Source organism: Pseudarthrobacter sp. MOO14, assembly GCF_058267675.1.
The window spans coordinates 2,747,043-2,762,130 of record NZ_CM177849.1; the positions used below are offsets into that span (position 1 = coordinate 2,747,043).

The 15,088-nt window shown below is 66.9% G+C and carries 16 protein-coding genes; 14 read left to right on the plus strand and 2 right to left on the minus strand.

Annotated elements, in window-relative coordinates; genetic code table 11:
- The first annotated feature begins 217 nt into the window (after positions 1-217).
- From AC4EEV_RS12835 to AC4EEV_RS12845, 3 genes are read left to right on the plus strand one after another with little or no spacing between them, the layout of a single operon-like run.
- Positions 218-661 carry a class F sortase gene (locus tag AC4EEV_RS12835; protein WP_491329122.1) on the plus strand — a complete coding sequence of 148 codons (444 nt, stop codon included), beginning with the start codon at positions 218-220 and terminating at the stop codon, positions 659-661.
- 50 nt (positions 662-711) lie between these two features.
- Positions 712-1,290, plus strand: coding sequence for an RNA polymerase sigma factor (locus AC4EEV_RS12840; protein ID WP_018763211.1), 579 nt, complete (start codon positions 712-714; stop codon positions 1,288-1,290).
- The gene (locus AC4EEV_RS12845) at positions 1,277-2,071 is read left to right on the plus strand and encodes an anti-sigma factor domain-containing protein (RefSeq protein WP_018763212.1); all 795 of its coding nucleotides are present in this window, start codon (positions 1,277-1,279) and stop codon (positions 2,069-2,071) included. Before AC4EEV_RS12840 ends, AC4EEV_RS12845 begins: the two co-directional genes overlap by 14 nt.
- Positions 2,072-2,102: 31 nt before the next feature.
- On the opposite strand, the gene AC4EEV_RS12850 is transcribed toward AC4EEV_RS12845, so the two are convergent.
- Positions 2,103-3,050 (minus strand): ANTAR domain-containing protein, encoded by a 948-nt coding sequence (locus AC4EEV_RS12850; RefSeq protein ID WP_081624200.1) that lies wholly within the window; start codon positions 3,048-3,050, stop codon positions 2,103-2,105.
- A 310-nt stretch (positions 3,051-3,360) separates the two neighbouring features.
- On the opposite strand from AC4EEV_RS12850, the gene arfA reads away from it, so the two are divergent.
- From arfA to AC4EEV_RS12905, 11 genes are all read left to right on the plus strand, one after another.
- Positions 3,361-4,887, plus strand: a complete 1,527-nt coding sequence (arfA, locus tag AC4EEV_RS12855; protein WP_491329123.1) for an arabinosylfuranosidase ArfA — start codon at positions 3,361-3,363, stop codon at positions 4,885-4,887.
- A 59-nt stretch (positions 4,888-4,946) separates the two neighbouring features.
- Positions 4,947-5,534, plus strand: a complete 588-nt coding sequence (locus AC4EEV_RS12860) for an HhH-GPD-type base excision DNA repair protein (RefSeq protein ID WP_018763215.1) — start codon at positions 4,947-4,949, stop codon at positions 5,532-5,534.
- Positions 5,534-6,538 (plus strand): LacI family DNA-binding transcriptional regulator, encoded by a 1,005-nt coding sequence (locus AC4EEV_RS12865; RefSeq protein ID WP_491329124.1) that lies wholly within the window; start codon positions 5,534-5,536, stop codon positions 6,536-6,538. Before AC4EEV_RS12860 ends, AC4EEV_RS12865 begins: the two co-directional genes overlap by 1 nt.
- A 92-nt stretch (positions 6,539-6,630) precedes the next feature.
- Entirely contained in the window at positions 6,631-6,933 is a 303-nt protein-coding gene (locus AC4EEV_RS12870) for an urease subunit gamma (protein WP_018763217.1), read from the plus strand.
- Positions 6,934-6,944: 11 nt separating this feature from the next.
- Positions 6,945-7,283 carry an urease subunit beta gene (locus AC4EEV_RS12875; RefSeq protein ID WP_109044030.1) on the plus strand — a complete coding sequence of 113 codons (339 nt, stop codon included), beginning with the start codon at positions 6,945-6,947 and terminating at the stop codon, positions 7,281-7,283.
- Positions 7,280-9,037, plus strand: a complete 1,758-nt coding sequence (gene ureC, locus AC4EEV_RS12880) for an urease subunit alpha (RefSeq protein WP_133831278.1) — start codon at positions 7,280-7,282, stop codon at positions 9,035-9,037. Before AC4EEV_RS12875 ends, ureC begins: the two co-directional genes overlap by 4 nt.
- Before the next feature lie 19 nt (positions 9,038-9,056).
- Positions 9,057-9,536: an urease accessory protein UreE gene (ureE, locus tag AC4EEV_RS12885; RefSeq protein WP_491329125.1), complete on the plus strand. Its 480-nt coding sequence runs from the start codon at positions 9,057-9,059 to the stop codon at positions 9,534-9,536.
- Positions 9,537-9,591: 55 nt separating this feature from the next.
- Positions 9,592-10,302: an urease accessory protein UreF gene (locus AC4EEV_RS12890; RefSeq protein ID WP_491330884.1), complete on the plus strand. Its 711-nt coding sequence runs from the start codon at positions 9,592-9,594 to the stop codon at positions 10,300-10,302.
- A 42-nt stretch (positions 10,303-10,344) separates the two neighbouring features.
- Complete coding sequence (gene ureG, locus AC4EEV_RS12895) at positions 10,345-10,962, plus strand: urease accessory protein UreG (protein ID WP_018763222.1); 618 nt, start codon at positions 10,345-10,347, stop codon at positions 10,960-10,962.
- The gene (locus tag AC4EEV_RS12900) at positions 10,959-11,927 is read left to right on the plus strand and encodes an urease accessory protein UreD (RefSeq protein WP_491329126.1); all 969 of its coding nucleotides are present in this window, start codon (positions 10,959-10,961) and stop codon (positions 11,925-11,927) included. The genes ureG and AC4EEV_RS12900 overlap by 4 nt, the downstream gene beginning before the upstream one ends.
- A complete protein-coding gene (locus AC4EEV_RS12905) occupies positions 11,927-12,961 on the plus strand; it encodes a HoxN/HupN/NixA family nickel/cobalt transporter (protein WP_491329127.1) in 1,035 nt (344 codons plus the stop codon). The genes AC4EEV_RS12900 and AC4EEV_RS12905 overlap by 1 nt, the downstream gene beginning before the upstream one ends.
- 81 nt (positions 12,962-13,042) lie before the next feature.
- Here AC4EEV_RS12905 and AC4EEV_RS12910 read toward each other — a convergent pair whose 3' ends face one another.
- A complete protein-coding gene (locus AC4EEV_RS12910) occupies positions 13,043-14,959 on the minus strand; it encodes a pectate lyase-like domain-containing protein (RefSeq protein ID WP_491329128.1) in 1,917 nt (638 codons plus the stop codon).
- Positions 14,960-15,088 lie beyond the last annotated feature (129 nt).

Genomic DNA, 15,088 nt, shown 5'->3' on the forward strand with positions numbered 1-15,088 from the left:
CGGTTTGCGCAGCTCCGGAGGAGCCGGCAACCCAGGGGGAGAAGCGGTCCCCCCGATGGCAACTATGTCGCCAGGGACCGGTTCTCCCGGTCCGGCGCTCTCCGGACAAGAGCCCACTCCCACCGGTCCCGGCGGAACTGCGGTTCCCGTCCGCCCGGTTGTTCCTCCTGCCGGGGGTATCCCGGTCCGGCCCGCCACTGCGCCTGCAGCTCCGGCCGTGTCCGCGCCCACCTCCTTGACCGTGGCGGGCACGGCCATCGATATGCCGGTGGTGCCCGGGGGAGTTTCCGCAGAGGGAGTGATGGAAATTCCTGAGGCCTTCAACCGGGCGTCGTGGTACAAATTCGGTCCGGCCCCCGGCGCGGCGGAAGGAACCGCCGTCATTGCCGGCCATATCGACACCACCTCGGACCGGGCGCCGTTTTCGGCATTGAAGTCCCTCGCTGCCGGGACCGTCATCCGGGTGGGCCGGGACGGAGCCCCGCCGGTTACCTACCGGGTGGTGGGAGTGGAAATGATGGCCAAGGATAAATTCGACGGCGGCGCCCTGTTCCGCCGGCCCGGCCCGCACGAACTCAAGCTGGTCACCTGTGGCGGCAGGTGGCTGGACGAGCGGATGGACTACAGCGACAATGTGATTGTCACCGCGGTTCCTGCATGATCGGTGGCCAATCGCTTGACTCGTGCACCGAAGCCGGGAAGGAGTTGCCTGTGACGCTTCCCGGGCAGGCCTCCCGCGGGTGGGACGACACGCTGACCGATTCTTTCCTGGCCGGGGACGAGAACGCGCTGGCAGCGGCCTACCGCGAGTTCGCGCCCCTGGTGCAAACCCTGGCCCTGCGTTCCCTTCCGGACCGTGCGGCCGCCGACGATGTGACCCAGGAGGTCTTTATCCGGGCCTGGCGTTCACGGAACACCTTCAACCCCCAGGTGGCCAGGCTTCCGGCATGGATCGTCGGAATCACGCGCAACGCCATTACCGACGCCCATTCGGCGGCGGCCCGGGAAGCGCGCAAGGCCTTCGCCGCGGCCGGGGCCGGCATGGGGGACGATGCCGGAACCGGCACGGAGGCGGCGGAAATGCTGGCGGACCGGTTGCTTCTGGACGGGGAGTTGGAGAGGCTCGGCGAGCCGCAGGGGTCCATCATGAAACTGGCCTTCTACGAGGACCTGACGCACGAGCAGATCTCACGAAAGCTCGGGCTCCCGCTTGGTACGGTCAAGAGCCACATCCGCCGGAGCCTGTCGCATCTACGCAGCAGATTGGAGGTAGACCATGCCGCATCTTGATCCGGAACAGTTGAGCCTCCTGGCACTCTATGAGGGGCGGGAGGACCCGGAGGGCCGCGACCACCTTGCGGCCTGCCCCGAGTGCGCGAATGACTTTGCCGCCCTTCGCCGCACGGTGGATGCCGTGAAGGCATCCCCCGACGTCGGCCGCCTGGCCGTGCCCGGGCCCCAGGTATGGGCTGGAATCCATCGGGAGCTGGGCCTTTCCGAATCGCTGCGGGAGGATCCGCTCGCCGTGAAGGAGCCAGCGGAGGGCCCGGTGGCGTCAGGGGTGGCCGCGCCGCCGGCGCCGGCGCCGCCGTCGAACGTCATCCGGCTCGGTGGCCGGGCCGGGGGCGGCAGGACCAAAGCCGCGTGGTGGCACCGCCCCGGCCCGTTGCTGGCAACGGCGGCCGCTGCTGCGCTGGTGGTTTCCGGTGCCATCTGGGCGTTGAACCGTCCGCCCGGGCCCCAGGAACTTGCTGCTGCCCGGCTGGCGCCGCTGGCCCAGCACTCAGCGTCAGGGTCGGCGAAGGTCGTGACGGGTCCAGACGGCTCCCGCAAGCTGGAAATCAGCTTGGACAAGGATGAAGCCAAGGGCTACCAGGAGGTGTGGCTGATCGCCCCGGACCTGACCCGGCTGGTCAGCCTGGGCGTCATGAACTCCACGTCCGGAACCTTTCAGGTGCCCACCGGCCTGGACCTCTCCCAGTACCCGGTGGTGGATGTGTCGGACGAACCAATGGATGGCAACCCCGCACACTCCAGCGTGAGCATCGCCAGGGGCACGTTGACGTCCTGACCCACTGGTGAAAAGCAGGGATCACAACATGTCAGCGGCCGAAGTGCGGCTGCGGCGCACCCTCCGGAAGCCGCTCCAGGATGCCCTCCGCCACCTTGCGGACCTTGATGTTCCGGTGGCTCGATGCCTTTGCGAGGATGGCGAACGCCTCCTCGTAGGAGCACCTGTTTTGGGCCATGATCACCCCGCAGGCGACGTTGATGGACGTCCTGCTGTCCAGGGCAGAGTGGAGGTCGGTCGCGAGGGACCGGGCAGTGTGCATGTCGATGGCCATGTGGAGGCTCCTGGCGGCCAGGGTGGCGAACCCGCGGGCCTCGGCGATGACCTGGAGCGGAAAGGCTTTCGCATCCGGTGCGAAGAAAGCGAGGGCCGCGGTCATCCGGCGGGGGTCGGCCTCGGCGGGAAATATCTGCTCCCGCTGGACCCCGGCGTCCAGCGGGAGCCTTACTGCCAAGGCACTGCCGTATCCGGCGGACTGCAGCCGCCCGGAGTACTGCCGCCAGCGGAAGTCACCGTTCCGTTGAAGCACCGCCACCGGATGGCCTCCCGACAAGACATCGGTCACCGGCCCCTCCGCGGACCCGCGTTCCCAGCCGAGCAGGCGGAGGACCTCTTCGGAGGTGCCGGACAGCGCCGGACTCCGCTTGGGCTGCTGCAGCACCAGGCCGCAACCCACCTCAATCCCCGCCGTCCTGGCGATGTGCCCGGCGGATGCGGCCACCAGCAGGTCCAGGGAGTCGGCGAGGGTTTGGGCGCCGCTGACCAGGTCCAACAGGAGGGCTGGATTACGGTGGCCGTCGGGTCCTGGAGAGGCAGGCGCAACCGTGGCAGCACTGCCCCCGCCGGGGCCGCGTGAGGATGGAGGGCCGGCGACGGCTGGGGGAGAGCCCTTGGTCTCAAAGAGCTCCTCGTCGCCGGCCCCGCTTACTACCCGGGCCCTGCGGGCCGGGAAACCTGTACGTGGGTGTGGTGCATTCATTGCCAGTCCCACACCCCCCTAGTGAGTCAAGTACCGAAAGCCGGAAGTGGTATTGCCTCTGGGAAGAATTTAGTGGCCAGGAAGCACCCGGTGAATGCGTAGCTGGTACCTGTTTTTGGGATGGGGCAGTACTTGGAATCCTGCTCCTGCGATGCCTTCGGGCCATTGCCGCAGGTGGGACCCTGCCCCGCCGGGCGCATGTGGGGGAGAGGGCAAACACCACGGACTTCCCCGTTTCCTTGACTCGCCGGACAGAACCGCAAAGAATGTTTCTATAACGTTGTAAATAATCTGACACAAGGATGTTTTCGTGACCCCAACAGAATCCACCCCGGCAACGATCACCCTCGATCCCGCCTTCACCGTGGGCCCCGTCCGGCGGCGCACCTTTGGCGCTTTCGTTGAGCACCTCGGGCGCTGTGTGTACACCGGAATCTTCGAGCCGGACCACCCCGATGCCGACGAGGACGGCTTCCGGAAGGATGTACTTGAGCTCACCCGTGAACTGGGCGTCTCCACGGTGCGGTACCCCGGCGGCAACTTCGTCTCCGGATACCGTTGGGAGGACGGCGTGGGACCGGTGGACCAGCGGCCCGTCCGGCTGGATTTGGCCTGGCACTCCACCGACCCCAACTCCGTAGGCGTGGACGAGTTCGCCAAGTGGTCCGCGAAGGCAGGTGTAGAGCCCATGATGGCCGTCAACCTGGGCACCCGCGGCGTCCAGGAGGCCCTTGACCTGCTGGAGTACTGCAACATCGACGGCGGCACCGCCCTCTCAGAGCAACGACGCGCCAACGGTGCCGCCACCGGCTACGGCATCAGGATGTGGTGCCTGGGCAACGAAATGGACGGCCCCTGGCAGATCGGGCACAAGAACGCCCAGGAGTACGGCAGGCTGGCCGCGGACACCGCCCGCGGAATGCGCATGATCGATCCAGGCCTGGAACTCGTGGCCTGCGGCAGCTCCGGCCCCACGATGCCCACGTTCGGTGAGTGGGAGCGTGTGGTCCTGACCGAAACCTACGACGTGGTGGACCTGGTCTCCGCGCACCAGTACTTCGAAGACTCCGGCGACCTCCAGGAACACCTCGCCGCCGGGCACAAGATGGAAGCCTTCATCCGCGACATCGTCAGCCACATCGACCACGTGAAGTCCGTCCGAAAGTCCACCAAGCAGGTCAACATCTCCTTCGACGAATGGAACGTCTGGCACATGAGCCGCGGCGAATCCAAAGTCCCCAGCGGAAACGACTGGCCCGTGGCCCCCGTCCTGTTGGAGGACACCTACACGGTGGCCGACGCCGTGGTGGTGGGGGACCTGCTGGTCACGCTGCTCCGGAACACGGACCGCGTCCTCTCGGCAAGCCTGGCGCAACTGGTGAACGTCATCGCCCCCATCATGACCGAACCCGGCGGCCGGTCCTGGAAGCAGACCACCTTCCACCCGTTCGCCCTGACCTCCCGGCACGCGTCCGGCACGGTCCTGCAGCTCGCCGTCGAATCCCCCCTTGTCAGCGGAGGTACGACGGCCGACTTCGCCGCCCTGTCCGCCGTCGCCACCTACGACGCGGCAAAGGGCGAGGCGGTGGTGTTCGCCGTCAACCGCTCGGCCGCCGGGGCACTGACCCTTGACGCCGCCGTCGGGGGACTGGGCAACGTCCGGGTCATCGAGGCGCTGACCTACTCCAACAAGGACCCCTACTGGCAGGCCACGGCCGACGATTCCAGTTCGGTCCTGCCGGCGGAGAACGTCACGGCCAAGGCCGATGGCGGACACCTGACAGCCGAGCTCCCGGCCGTGTCCTGGTCCATGATCCGGCTCGCCGTGGAGGCCTGACCGGGCCGCGTGCCAGGGCGGAGGCGTCCCCATGACGACGACGGCCCGCAGGTGGGAGGATGGACGGCATGGAACTGCACATCACGGGCGACCCCGCCGCGGACAAGTTGTTGAGTGAGGACGCCTTCGCCCTGCTGACCGGCATGCTGCTGGACCAGCAGGTCACCATGGAATCGGCCTTCGCCGGACCGGAAAAGATCAGGACCCGGATGGGCACCCTGACGCCCGAGGCCATCGCCGGGCACGACCCCGCGGAATTCGTGGAGATCTTCAAGGAACGGCCCGCCGTCCACCGCTTCCCCGGATCCATGGCCGGCAGGGTGCAGGCGCTCGCCGAGGCTGTCCGGGACCACTGGGACGGCGATGCCGCAGCCATCTGGACCAAGGGCTCACCCGACGGTGCAGAGGTGTTGAAGCGGCTCAAGGCGCTGCCCGGCTTCGGTGAGCAAAAAGCAAAGATCTTCCTGGCCCTGCTGGGCAAGCAGCGGGGCCTTGACGCGCCCGGCTGGCGGGAAGCGGCCGGCCACTACGGGGAAGAGGGCTCCTACCTGTCCGTGGCGGACATTGTGGACCCGGAATCCCTGGCCAAGGTGCGGGCCAGCAAGCAAGCGGCCAAGGCGGCGGCGAAGGCAGGAAAAGAACGTTAATGGCAGTCACCATGAACGACGTCGCCCGCGCGGCCGGCGTTTCGCTCAAAACGGTCTCGAACGTCCTGAACGACTACGAGTTCATCCGCCCGGCCACCAAGCAGCGTGTGCAGGACGCCATTGCTGAACTGGGGTATGAGGCCAACCTCACCGCCCGAAGCCTGCGCTCGGGCAAGACGTCCATGCTGGGCCTGGTGCTCTCCGACCTCTCGGCGCCCTATTACGCGGAACTGGCGTCCAGGCTGATGAAGGCCGCATCGCGCCGCGGCTACCGGGTGCTGGTGGAGCAGTCCGGCGCTGAGGCTTCCGTTGAACTCAGCGCCCTGCACGGGACGTTCCGGCAGCTCACCGACGGGCTGCTCTTCACCCCGCTGGTGCTGGACGCCGACGCCATCGCCGGCCGCGCCGGCACCAAACCCCTGGTGATGCTCGGCGAGCACATCATGGACCCCCGCTTCGACCTGGTCACCATGAAGAACGGGGAAGCCGCGGCTGCGCTGACCACCCACCTGCTGCAGGCCGGCCGCCGTCGCATCGCCGTCATCGGCGCCCACCCGGAGGAGTCCACCGGGACCGCGGGACTGCGCATGAACGGGTACCGGAAGGCGCTGGAACAGGCGGGCGTCCAATTCGACGCCGACCTGGTGGCCCCCGCCGAATGGCGCCGCGATACAGGTGCCGCCGCCGTGGCGGGCCTGATGGCCTCGGGCGTGCAGTTTGACGCCGTTTTCGGCCTGAACGACGTCCTGGCACTGGGCGCCATGCACGAATTGTTGATCAAGGGCGTCAACGTGCCGGGGGACGTGGCGGTCGCGGGCTTTGACGACATCGACGAGGCCCGTTTCGCGTCCCCGTCCCTGACCACCATCTCCCCAGGCATGGATGAGATCGCGGAGCGTTCGATCAGCCTGCTGCTGGACCGGATCGGCGGGCGCGAAACATCCGGGCAGGGCGTGCACATGGAATCAGGGTTCGAGCTGAAGATCCGGGAATCCGCACCCTAGCGTTCCGTCCGGATGATGGACCTGAAACGTGGCGGAAACCTGACCGGCCTAGGCTGGCTGGCAGCACGCCCCAGGCCGTCGAAGGGAACCCCATGCATCTGATGCCGCGTGAGCAGGAAAAGCTCCTGATCGTAGTGGCCGCGGACCTCGCCCGCCGCCGCCAGGGGCGGGGACTCAAGCTCAACTACCCCGAAGCCGTGGCCATCATCAGCTACGAACTGATCGAAGGTGCCCGGGACGGCAGGACCGTGGCCGAGCTCATGAGCTACGGCACCACCCTGCTGGGCCGTGACGACGTCATGGAAGGGGTGCCCGAGATGATCCATGACGTGCAGGTCGAGGCCACGTTCCCCGACGGCACCAAGCTGGTCACCGTCCACAACCCAATCCGCTAAGGAGCGCCGCAATGATCCCAGGCGAGTACATCCTCCGGCCCGAGCCCGTGACGGCGAACCCCGGCCGGGAGTCCATCGACGTTGCCGTGACCAACACCGGTGACCGGCCCGTCCAGGTGGGCTCCCACTTCCACTTTGCCGAGGCCAACGCCGCCCTGTCCTTCGACCGGGAGGCGGCCTACGGCCGGCGCCTGGACATTCCGGCCGGAACAGCCGCCCGGTTCGAACCCGGCGACTCCCGCAGCGTACGGCTGATCGAACTGGCCGGCGCACGCGAGGTGCACGGACTCAGCAACGCCGTCAACGGAAAGCTCGACGGCGGCACCCGCCTGGACGGGGGCGCAAAGTGAGCTTCGAGATTCCACGCCGGCAGTACGCGGACCTCTACGGCCCCACCGCCGGGGACAAGATCCGCCTGGCGGACACCGACCTGTTCCTCGAGATCGAAAAAGACTTCACCGCCTACGGCGAGGAAGTGGTGTTCGGCGGCGGCAAGGTCATCCGCGACGGCATGGGCCAGAACGGCCAGGCCACCAGGGACGGGAACGTCCAGGGCGCAGACATCCCCGACACCGTCATCACCAACGCCGTCATCCTTGACTACACCGGCATCTACAAAGCGGACGTGGCCATCAGGGACGGGCACATCTTCAGGATCGGCAAGGCGGGCAACCCGCAGATCACCGACGGCGTGGACATCGTCATCGGGGCCAGCACTGAAATCATCGCCGGGGAACGGAAAATCCTTACCGCCGGCGGCATCGACACCCACATCCACTTCATCTCCCCGGATCAGGTGCCCACGGCCCTGGCCAGCGGCGTGACCACCATGATCGGCGGCGGCACCGGCCCGGCTGAAGGCACCAAGGCCACCACCGTGACGCCCGGAAAGTGGCACATCCAGCGGATGCTGCAGGCAGCCGAAGGGCTGCCCATGAACATCGGCCTGTTCGGGAAAGGCCACGCGTCCGCCGTCGAACCCCTTGCCGAGCAGATCCGAGCCGGCGCCATCGGCCTGAAAGTCCACGAGGACTGGGGATCCACCACCTCCTCGATCGACACCTCGCTCACCGTCGCCGACGAATACGACGTCCAGGTGGCCATCCACACCGACACCCTGAACGAGTGCGGGTTCGTGGAGGACACCATCCGGGCCATCAACGGGCGCGTGATCCACACCTTCCACACCGAAGGCGCCGGCGGCGGCCACGCGCCGGACATCATCAAGATCGCCGGCATGCCCAACGTCCTGCCCGCCTCCACCAACCCCACCCTGCCCTACACCCGCAACACCATCGAAGAGCACCTGGACATGCTCATGGTGTGCCACCACCTCAACCCGGACATCCCCGAGGACGTGGCCTTCGCGGACTCCCGCATCCGCGCCGAGACCATCGCCGCCGAGGACGTCCTGCAGGACCTGGGCATTTTCTCCATTACCTCCTCCGACTCGCAGGCCATGGGCCGGGTGGGTGAGGTCATCACCCGCACCTGGCAGGTGGCGGACAAGATGAAGAAGCAGCGCGGCGCCCTGGACGAGGGCGACGGCGGGACCGGCCCGGGCAGCCACGGCTCGCCAGGCAGCGACAACTTCCGGCTCAAGCGCTACGTGGCCAAGTACACGATCAACCCGGCCATCGCCCAGGGCATTGCGGACTCGGTGGGCTCGGTGGAGGTGGGCAAATTCGCCGACCTCGTGCTCTGGGACCCGGCCTTCTTCGGGGTCAAACCTGAGCTGGTGCTCAAGGGCGGCCAGATTGCCTACGCCCTGATGGGAGACGCGAACGCTTCCATCCCCACACCGCAGCCACGCACCATGCGGCCCATGTTCGCCACGTTCGGCAAGGCGGTGCAGCAGTCCTCCATCACCTTCCTGTCCCAGGCAGCGATCGACGCCGGCGTGCCCGGGGAATTGGGGCTGGAGAAGGTCATCCGGCCCGTTTCCGGCATCCGCAACCTCACCAAAGCCGACCTCAAATACAACGACGCGACCCCGGACATCCAGGTGGACCCGGAAACCTACCAGGTGACGGTCGACGGCGCGGACGTCACCTGCGAACCCTCCGACGTCCTGCCCATGGCGCAGCGCTACTTCCTGTTCTAGACCCCACCGGAGCCCCCACGTGATCATCGACAAAGTCCTCGGCAACCTGCACGACCTCCCGGACCCCGAAACCTACGCCGGACTGCACCGGGAAAAGGTGATACTTCCCAGCTCCCAGCTGGTCAAGCGCATCCAGCGCGCCACCACGGACCACGGCAAGGAGATCGGCATCCGACTGTCCGCCGGCTCCGGGGACCTCCGCGACGGCGACATCCTCCACGTGGAAAACTCCACCATGATCGTGGTCTCGGTGCTGCCCAGCGACGTCCTGGTCATCGCACCCCGCACCATCCACGAAATGGGCGTCACCGCACACTCCCTCGGCAACAGGCACCTCCAGGCACAGTTCTTCGACGCGTCCTCCGAGTACGGGGCCGATGTCATGGTGTGCGCCTACGACCACACCGTCGAGGACTACCTCCGCCACAACTCAGTGCCCTACACCCGCCAGGAACGCGTCATGCCTGTGCCTTTCCGCCATGCTGAACACTCGCACTAGTACCAGCGGCACCTTGGGTGCGGTGGCGGGTGAAGGGGGCTGTGCCCGCTTCGCGGTGCCCACCACGCCGCAGCCCCCTTCACCCGCCACCGCCAGTGTCGGCAGCTATCAGCTGGCGCTGCAGCAGCTCACTGACTCTGCGCTTCCTACTGGGGCGTTTGCCCACTCGCTTGGGTTCGAGACCTATGTCGACGCCGGGGTGGTCGCTGATGAGGCTTCTTTTGGGGTGTGGCTCGGTGCTTTTGTGTCGCAGCAGCTTACTTACTCGGATGGGCTGGCGATTCGGTTCCTTTATGAAGGGGCTGATGTGGGGGAGCTGGATTCTCTTCTTTCTGCTTCTCTGCTGCCGCGGCAGGTTCGGGAGGCGAGCGTCAAAATGGGGCTCCGGCTGCTGGAGATTGGGGCTGAGGTGTTTCCTTCACCTGCGCTGGGACTGTACCGGGACCTGGTGGGTGACGGCCGGGCCGCAGGGCACCAGCCGCTCGCGTTCGCCGTCGTCGCCCGCTCCCTGGACGTTCCGCTCCAGGAAGCGCTCGCCGCCTACCTTTTCGCCACCGTCACCTCGCTGACGCAGAATGCCGTGCGCGCCATTCCGCTGGGCCAGAACGCCGGGCAGCGGGTGCTGCGGGCAGCGCACGACGACGTCGCTGCCGCCATCGCCACGATCGCGCACCTCACGCCGGACGACCTTGGGGCCGTCAGCCCCGGCCTGGAAATCTCGCAAATGAGGCACGAACGCCAACGTGCCCGCATGTTCATGAGCTGACCGTGCTTGAAAATACTGTGCTTTTGAGTCAAAGGAGGACACATGTCTGAACCCATCAAGATCGGCATCGGCGGACCCGTGGGAGCTGGCAAGACCCAGCTCGTGGAGCGGCTCACCCGGCACATGAGCGGGGAAATCTCCATGGCCGCCATCACCAACGACATCTACACCATCGAGGACGCCAAAATCCTTGCCGCCAACGGCATCCTCCCCGTGGACCGGATCATCGGCGTCGAAACCGGCGGCTGCCCGCACACCGCCATCCGCGAAGACACCTCCATGAACACCGCCGCCATCGAGGAACTCAAAACCCGCCACCCCGACCTGCAAGTCATCTTCGTCGAATCCGGCGGCGACAACCTTTCCGCCACCTTCAGCCCCGAACTCGTCGACTTCTCCATCTACATCATCGACGTGGCCCAAGGCGAAAAGATCCCCCGCAAAGCCGGCCAGGGCATGATCAAGTCCGACCTCTTCATCATCAACAAAACCGACCTCGCACCCCACGTCGGCGCTGACCTGGCCGTCATGGAGCGGGATTCCAAGGAATTCCGAGGCAACAAACCGTTCTGCTTCACCAACCTGAAAACTGACGAGGGCCTGGACAAGGTCATCGACTGGATCCGGCACGACGTCCTGATGCTTGATTTGGCCTCATGAGTACGACGGCGGTCGGGTCACCTCAAGCAGGCACCTCGCCGGGGCCTGCGCCCGCGGATGATAGGGGCCGTGCCCGCTTCGCGGTGCCCGCCACGCCGCGGCCCCTATCACCCGCGTCCGCTGATCGGCCCCCGATGGGCGAGCTTGAGCTTCGGGTCGCCTTACGCGGTCAGCGTTCAGTCGCGACGTATCAATATCACCGTGGCGCTCTTCGAGTACTGCGGCCGCACTATCTTGATGACTCCGGGCAGGTTTGCTACGTCGTGGTGAACCCTGGCGGGGCTTATCTTGGGGCGGATCTTTTCGTGTTGGATGTGAAGGTCGGGGAGGGGGCTGACCTGCTGTTGACCACCCAATCCGCTACCAAGATTTATCGGACTCCCGGGTCCTTTGCCGAGCAGCGGATGGTGGTGCGGCTGGGGGAGGCGGCGCGGCTGGAATTCATGCCGGACCAGCTCATCGCCTACCGCGAGGCCAGCTACCGGCAGCGGACCTCCGTGACCCTGCGGCCGTCGTCGTCCTTGGTCATGGCTGAGGTGGTCACTCCCGGCTGGTCGCCGGACGGTTCGGCTTTCCAATACCGGGAAGTGCGGCTGCGCAACGAAATCCGCGTCGAATCCGACGGCGGAACGCACCTGCTGGCGCTGGACAACCTGCTGATCCGGCCACCGCTGCACGACGTCACCGGGCTCGGATTCATGGAAGGCCACAGCCACCTCGGGTCCCTGGTGGTGGTGGATGCGAGGGTGGACCAGGCGCTCGCCGATGACCTGCACGGGCTCACGGCCGGCCGCGAAGCGCTGACCGGCATCTCACTGACGCGCCCAGTTGCGGGGACTTCCGGGCTGGTTCTGCGGAGCCTCTCCAACAGCACCGACGAACTGAACCGCCTGCTCCGGTCCTGCACCGACTTCCTGCGCAGCCGCTGGTACGGCCAGGGTCTGCTGGACCTGAGGAAGCACTGATGACCAACATCGCCACCCTCTACCGGGACCGGGACTCCCTGCCGCTCCGGACCCGCGCGCTGTTCACTTTCGGCGCGGTGGCCGCCCTGCACGCCGCCGCCGTCGTCCTCCTGCTCGCCGGCACGACCGGCGGCGGCCAACCGCTGACCTGGGGCCTGTTCCTCACCGCCTACCTGGCCGGCGTGAAGCACAGCTACGACTGGGACCACCTGGCAGCCATCGACAACTCCACCCGCAAGTTCGTGGCGCAACGTCAAGACCCGGTCAGCGTTGGCTTCGCCTTCAGCCTGGGGCACAGCTCCGTGGTGACCCTCGCCGGGGTGCTGGTCATCGCGGGGGCATCCCTGGTGGGCGGACTGATGCAGGACGGTTCGGCCGGCAACCTGGTCCTGGGCCTGATCGGCAGCGGCGTATCCGGCCTGTTCCTGCTGGCCATGGGACTGTTCAACGGCTCCGCCTTCGTCCGTTCCGCCGGAGCCTACCGCCGCGCGCGCAACGGCGCCGCCGTCGAGCCCCGGGACCTGGAACCGCAAGGCGCGGTGGCGAGGCTGCTGGCCCGGCCGCTGTCCAGGGTGCGCCGGCCGCGGAACATCTACGTGATCGGGTTCCTGTTCGGCCTGGGCTTTGACACTGCCACCACCATCGGGCTGCTGATGATGACGACGGCGGCCTCGCTGGCCGGAGTGCCGCCGTTCGCCCTGCTTGCGCTGCCGGTCGCCTTCGCCGCCGCGATGACACTCTGCGACTCGGTGAACGGCATGGCCATGCTGCGGATGTACCGCTCCGCGCTGGACGACCCCCGGCGGAAGCTCGGTTTCAACGCCGTGGTCACGGGCATCTCGGCCGTGTCCGCCTTGTTCATTGCCGTGATCACGCTCGGCGGATTCCTGCACGCCGCGTTGTCCCTTGACGACCCCGTGACGGGGTGGCTCGGATCGATCGACCTGGGCGACGCCGGCCTGCTGCTGGTGGCCTTGCTGCTGGCCGTATGGGCCGGCGCGGTGCTGAAGGGCAAGGCGTTCCGGACCAAGTGACGGGGCGCGGTACCACCGGCACCGCGCCCCGCCAGGTCCGGACCTTAACGGACAGAATCAGCAACGGACGGAATCAGCCGGTCAGCCGAAATCGGCCACGTAGCTGGGAACCCCCACGGCGTCGGTTGAGACCGGCGCCCCCGTGTCGTTGACCACGTGATCGAGCGTGCCTGCGCCGAGGTTCACCGTCAAAAGGCTGTGCAGCTTCACGCCCGGCGTTACCGGCACCTCAAAGCCCCTCGTTGCGTGGATGCTGGGGTCGACGTTGGTGTAAACGTAGCTGCCGCCGCCCCAGAGCTCGTGGGCCTTGACGGAGTCTGCCACCTTGTAGCCTGCCCAGCCCAGGACCCCGTCGTGCTGCCACGCGGCCTGGTTGGGGGCGTCGTAGGGCAGCTCGTTCTGGAAGAAGACCGTGCGCCCGCTTTCTCCATTCCAGATGACGTTGTACTGCTGGTAGTGCTCCACGAACAGGCCCGTGGCCGTGACGTTGTTGCCGTTGACGATCACACCGTTCGCACCGGTGTTGGTGGTCCAGCCGACGCCGTTCCCATGGTCGGCGCGCCAGGCCCAGATGTGGTCCAGAAGGACGTTGTCGCTGTTGACTTCCAGGCTGACCGAGGCTTTGCCGCTATGCGGTCCACCGACGCGGAAGAACACATCATGGAGCGTGGTGGGGTTTGCCGGATCGGTGTGCACGGATGAGCTGGACGGCCCATTGCCCTTCCCGATGCGCATCAGGGCGGGCGAATTCACCTCGCCGGCGTCCACCGTGACGGCGGCGATGTCCACTCCGGGGACATCTGCCACCGTCAGGGGAACTGAGCCGTTGACGGCGGTGAGGGTTGCCATCCCGAGTCCCAGGACCACGGTTCCGGCCCGCTTGACCTCGATGCTCCGGTCAACGTCGTAGACCCCCGGGGTCAGGAGCAGGTTCTTTCCCCGGGCCAACTGGGAGTTGATGGCCTGCGCCGAATCGGCGGGCGTCGCGACGTAGAAGTCGGCCAGGGGGATGCTGCGGCCCGCGGTGGGGCCGTTCTCCCACGAGGTCCCGGCCGCGTCCCGGCGGATGGCCGGTACGAAGACGCTGTACTGGCCGGCCGGATCCACGGTCAGGTAGGGCTTCTCGCGGCTGACGGGAGTGCTGTCCAAGGTGGTGTACGGCGGGTTCGGAAAGGAATCGGCAGGTGCCCCGTTAACCCCGGAGAACACCTGGTTCCAGACTCCGTTGGACCAACTCCCGATGCTGCTGTTGCGGACCAGGTACTGCTGCTGGGAGCCATTGATGACGGCGCCCGTCTTTGAATCTGCGATGAAACCGCCGCTGGCGTACTGTGGACCGGCCGTGCAGTAGTCCATCAGGGAGAGGTTGCCGCCGGTGATGTTGACCCGGCGCATGGGGGAGGCCTGGGAGGCGGCCCAGAAGTTGGCGGAGCTCCGGCAGCCCTCAAGGCCCGTGACGTTGATGGTGAGGTTGGACAAGGAGCGCCAGAAGTTGTTGAGCGCGATGCAGTTGTCAGCGGCCAGGCACCGGTTGTAGACGTCCACGTGCCCGTTGATGGTGACGTCGGTGGGGGCAGCGCCCAGGCCCGCAACCTCGGTGGAATACCCCACCTGGATGATGAGCGGCTCTTGGGGCGTGCCGTAGGTGCCGGGCTTGAAGAGCAGGGAATAGCGTTTGGTCCCCATTTCGTCGTCCACCTGCTGCGCCGCAATGGAATCCACCGTGGCCTTGATCCGGGCCACCGGCATGCCGGGATCGAAAACGTAGGTGTTGGGTCCGAAGGTGTGTCCTGAAGCCGGTGCTGGGGCTGGGGGCACTGGCGACGCCGGTGCCTGGGCTGCCGGGCCCAGGGCCGGTGCTGCGGCCTGCGCGGGTGCTGCCCCGCCGGCGGCGAAGAGACCCATGAGCACGGCGGTGACGGCCGCAATCGTCCCGGCCCGGTGCAGGCGCGGTAACAATACGGGGTTGGCTGTATCAGGGCGTGGGGCTAGCGGCATTGCTGGTCCTGTCGGTGATGGGGTGGACGGCCAGGGCAACTGGGGGCAGCCGGGCCGAGTGGTGGGAGCGCTCCCGTCGGGGAAGCGTAGCATTGCGTTTTTGCCCAGGCAAGGCTTTTCGGGAGCGCT

Excerpts from the sequence above, each read along its gene's own strand:
- AC4EEV_RS12845 (WP_018763212.1), top strand. The coding sequence starts at position 1,277 with ATGCCGCATCTTGATCCGGAACAGTTGAGCCTCCTGGCACTCTATGAG.
- AC4EEV_RS12850 (WP_081624200.1), bottom strand. The coding sequence starts at position 3,050 with ATGAATGCACCACACCCACGTACAGGTTTCCCGGCCCGCAGGGCCCGG.
- AC4EEV_RS12860 (WP_018763215.1), top strand. The coding sequence starts at position 4,947 with ATGGACGGCATGGAACTGCACATCACGGGCGACCCCGCCGCGGACAAG.
- AC4EEV_RS12865 (WP_491329124.1), top strand. The coding sequence starts at position 5,534 with ATGGCAGTCACCATGAACGACGTCGCCCGCGCGGCCGGCGTTTCGCTC.
- AC4EEV_RS12870 (WP_018763217.1), top strand. The coding sequence starts at position 6,631 with ATGCATCTGATGCCGCGTGAGCAGGAAAAGCTCCTGATCGTAGTGGCC.
- AC4EEV_RS12875 (WP_109044030.1), top strand. The coding sequence starts at position 6,945 with ATGATCCCAGGCGAGTACATCCTCCGGCCCGAGCCCGTGACGGCGAAC.
- ureG (WP_018763222.1), top strand. The coding sequence starts at position 10,345 with ATGTCTGAACCCATCAAGATCGGCATCGGCGGACCCGTGGGAGCTGGC.
- AC4EEV_RS12900 (WP_491329126.1), top strand. The coding sequence starts at position 10,959 with ATGAGTACGACGGCGGTCGGGTCACCTCAAGCAGGCACCTCGCCGGGG.
- AC4EEV_RS12905 (WP_491329127.1), top strand. The coding sequence starts at position 11,927 with ATGACCAACATCGCCACCCTCTACCGGGACCGGGACTCCCTGCCGCTC.
- AC4EEV_RS12910 (WP_491329128.1), bottom strand. The coding sequence starts at position 14,959 with ATGCCGCTAGCCCCACGCCCTGATACAGCCAACCCCGTATTGTTACCG.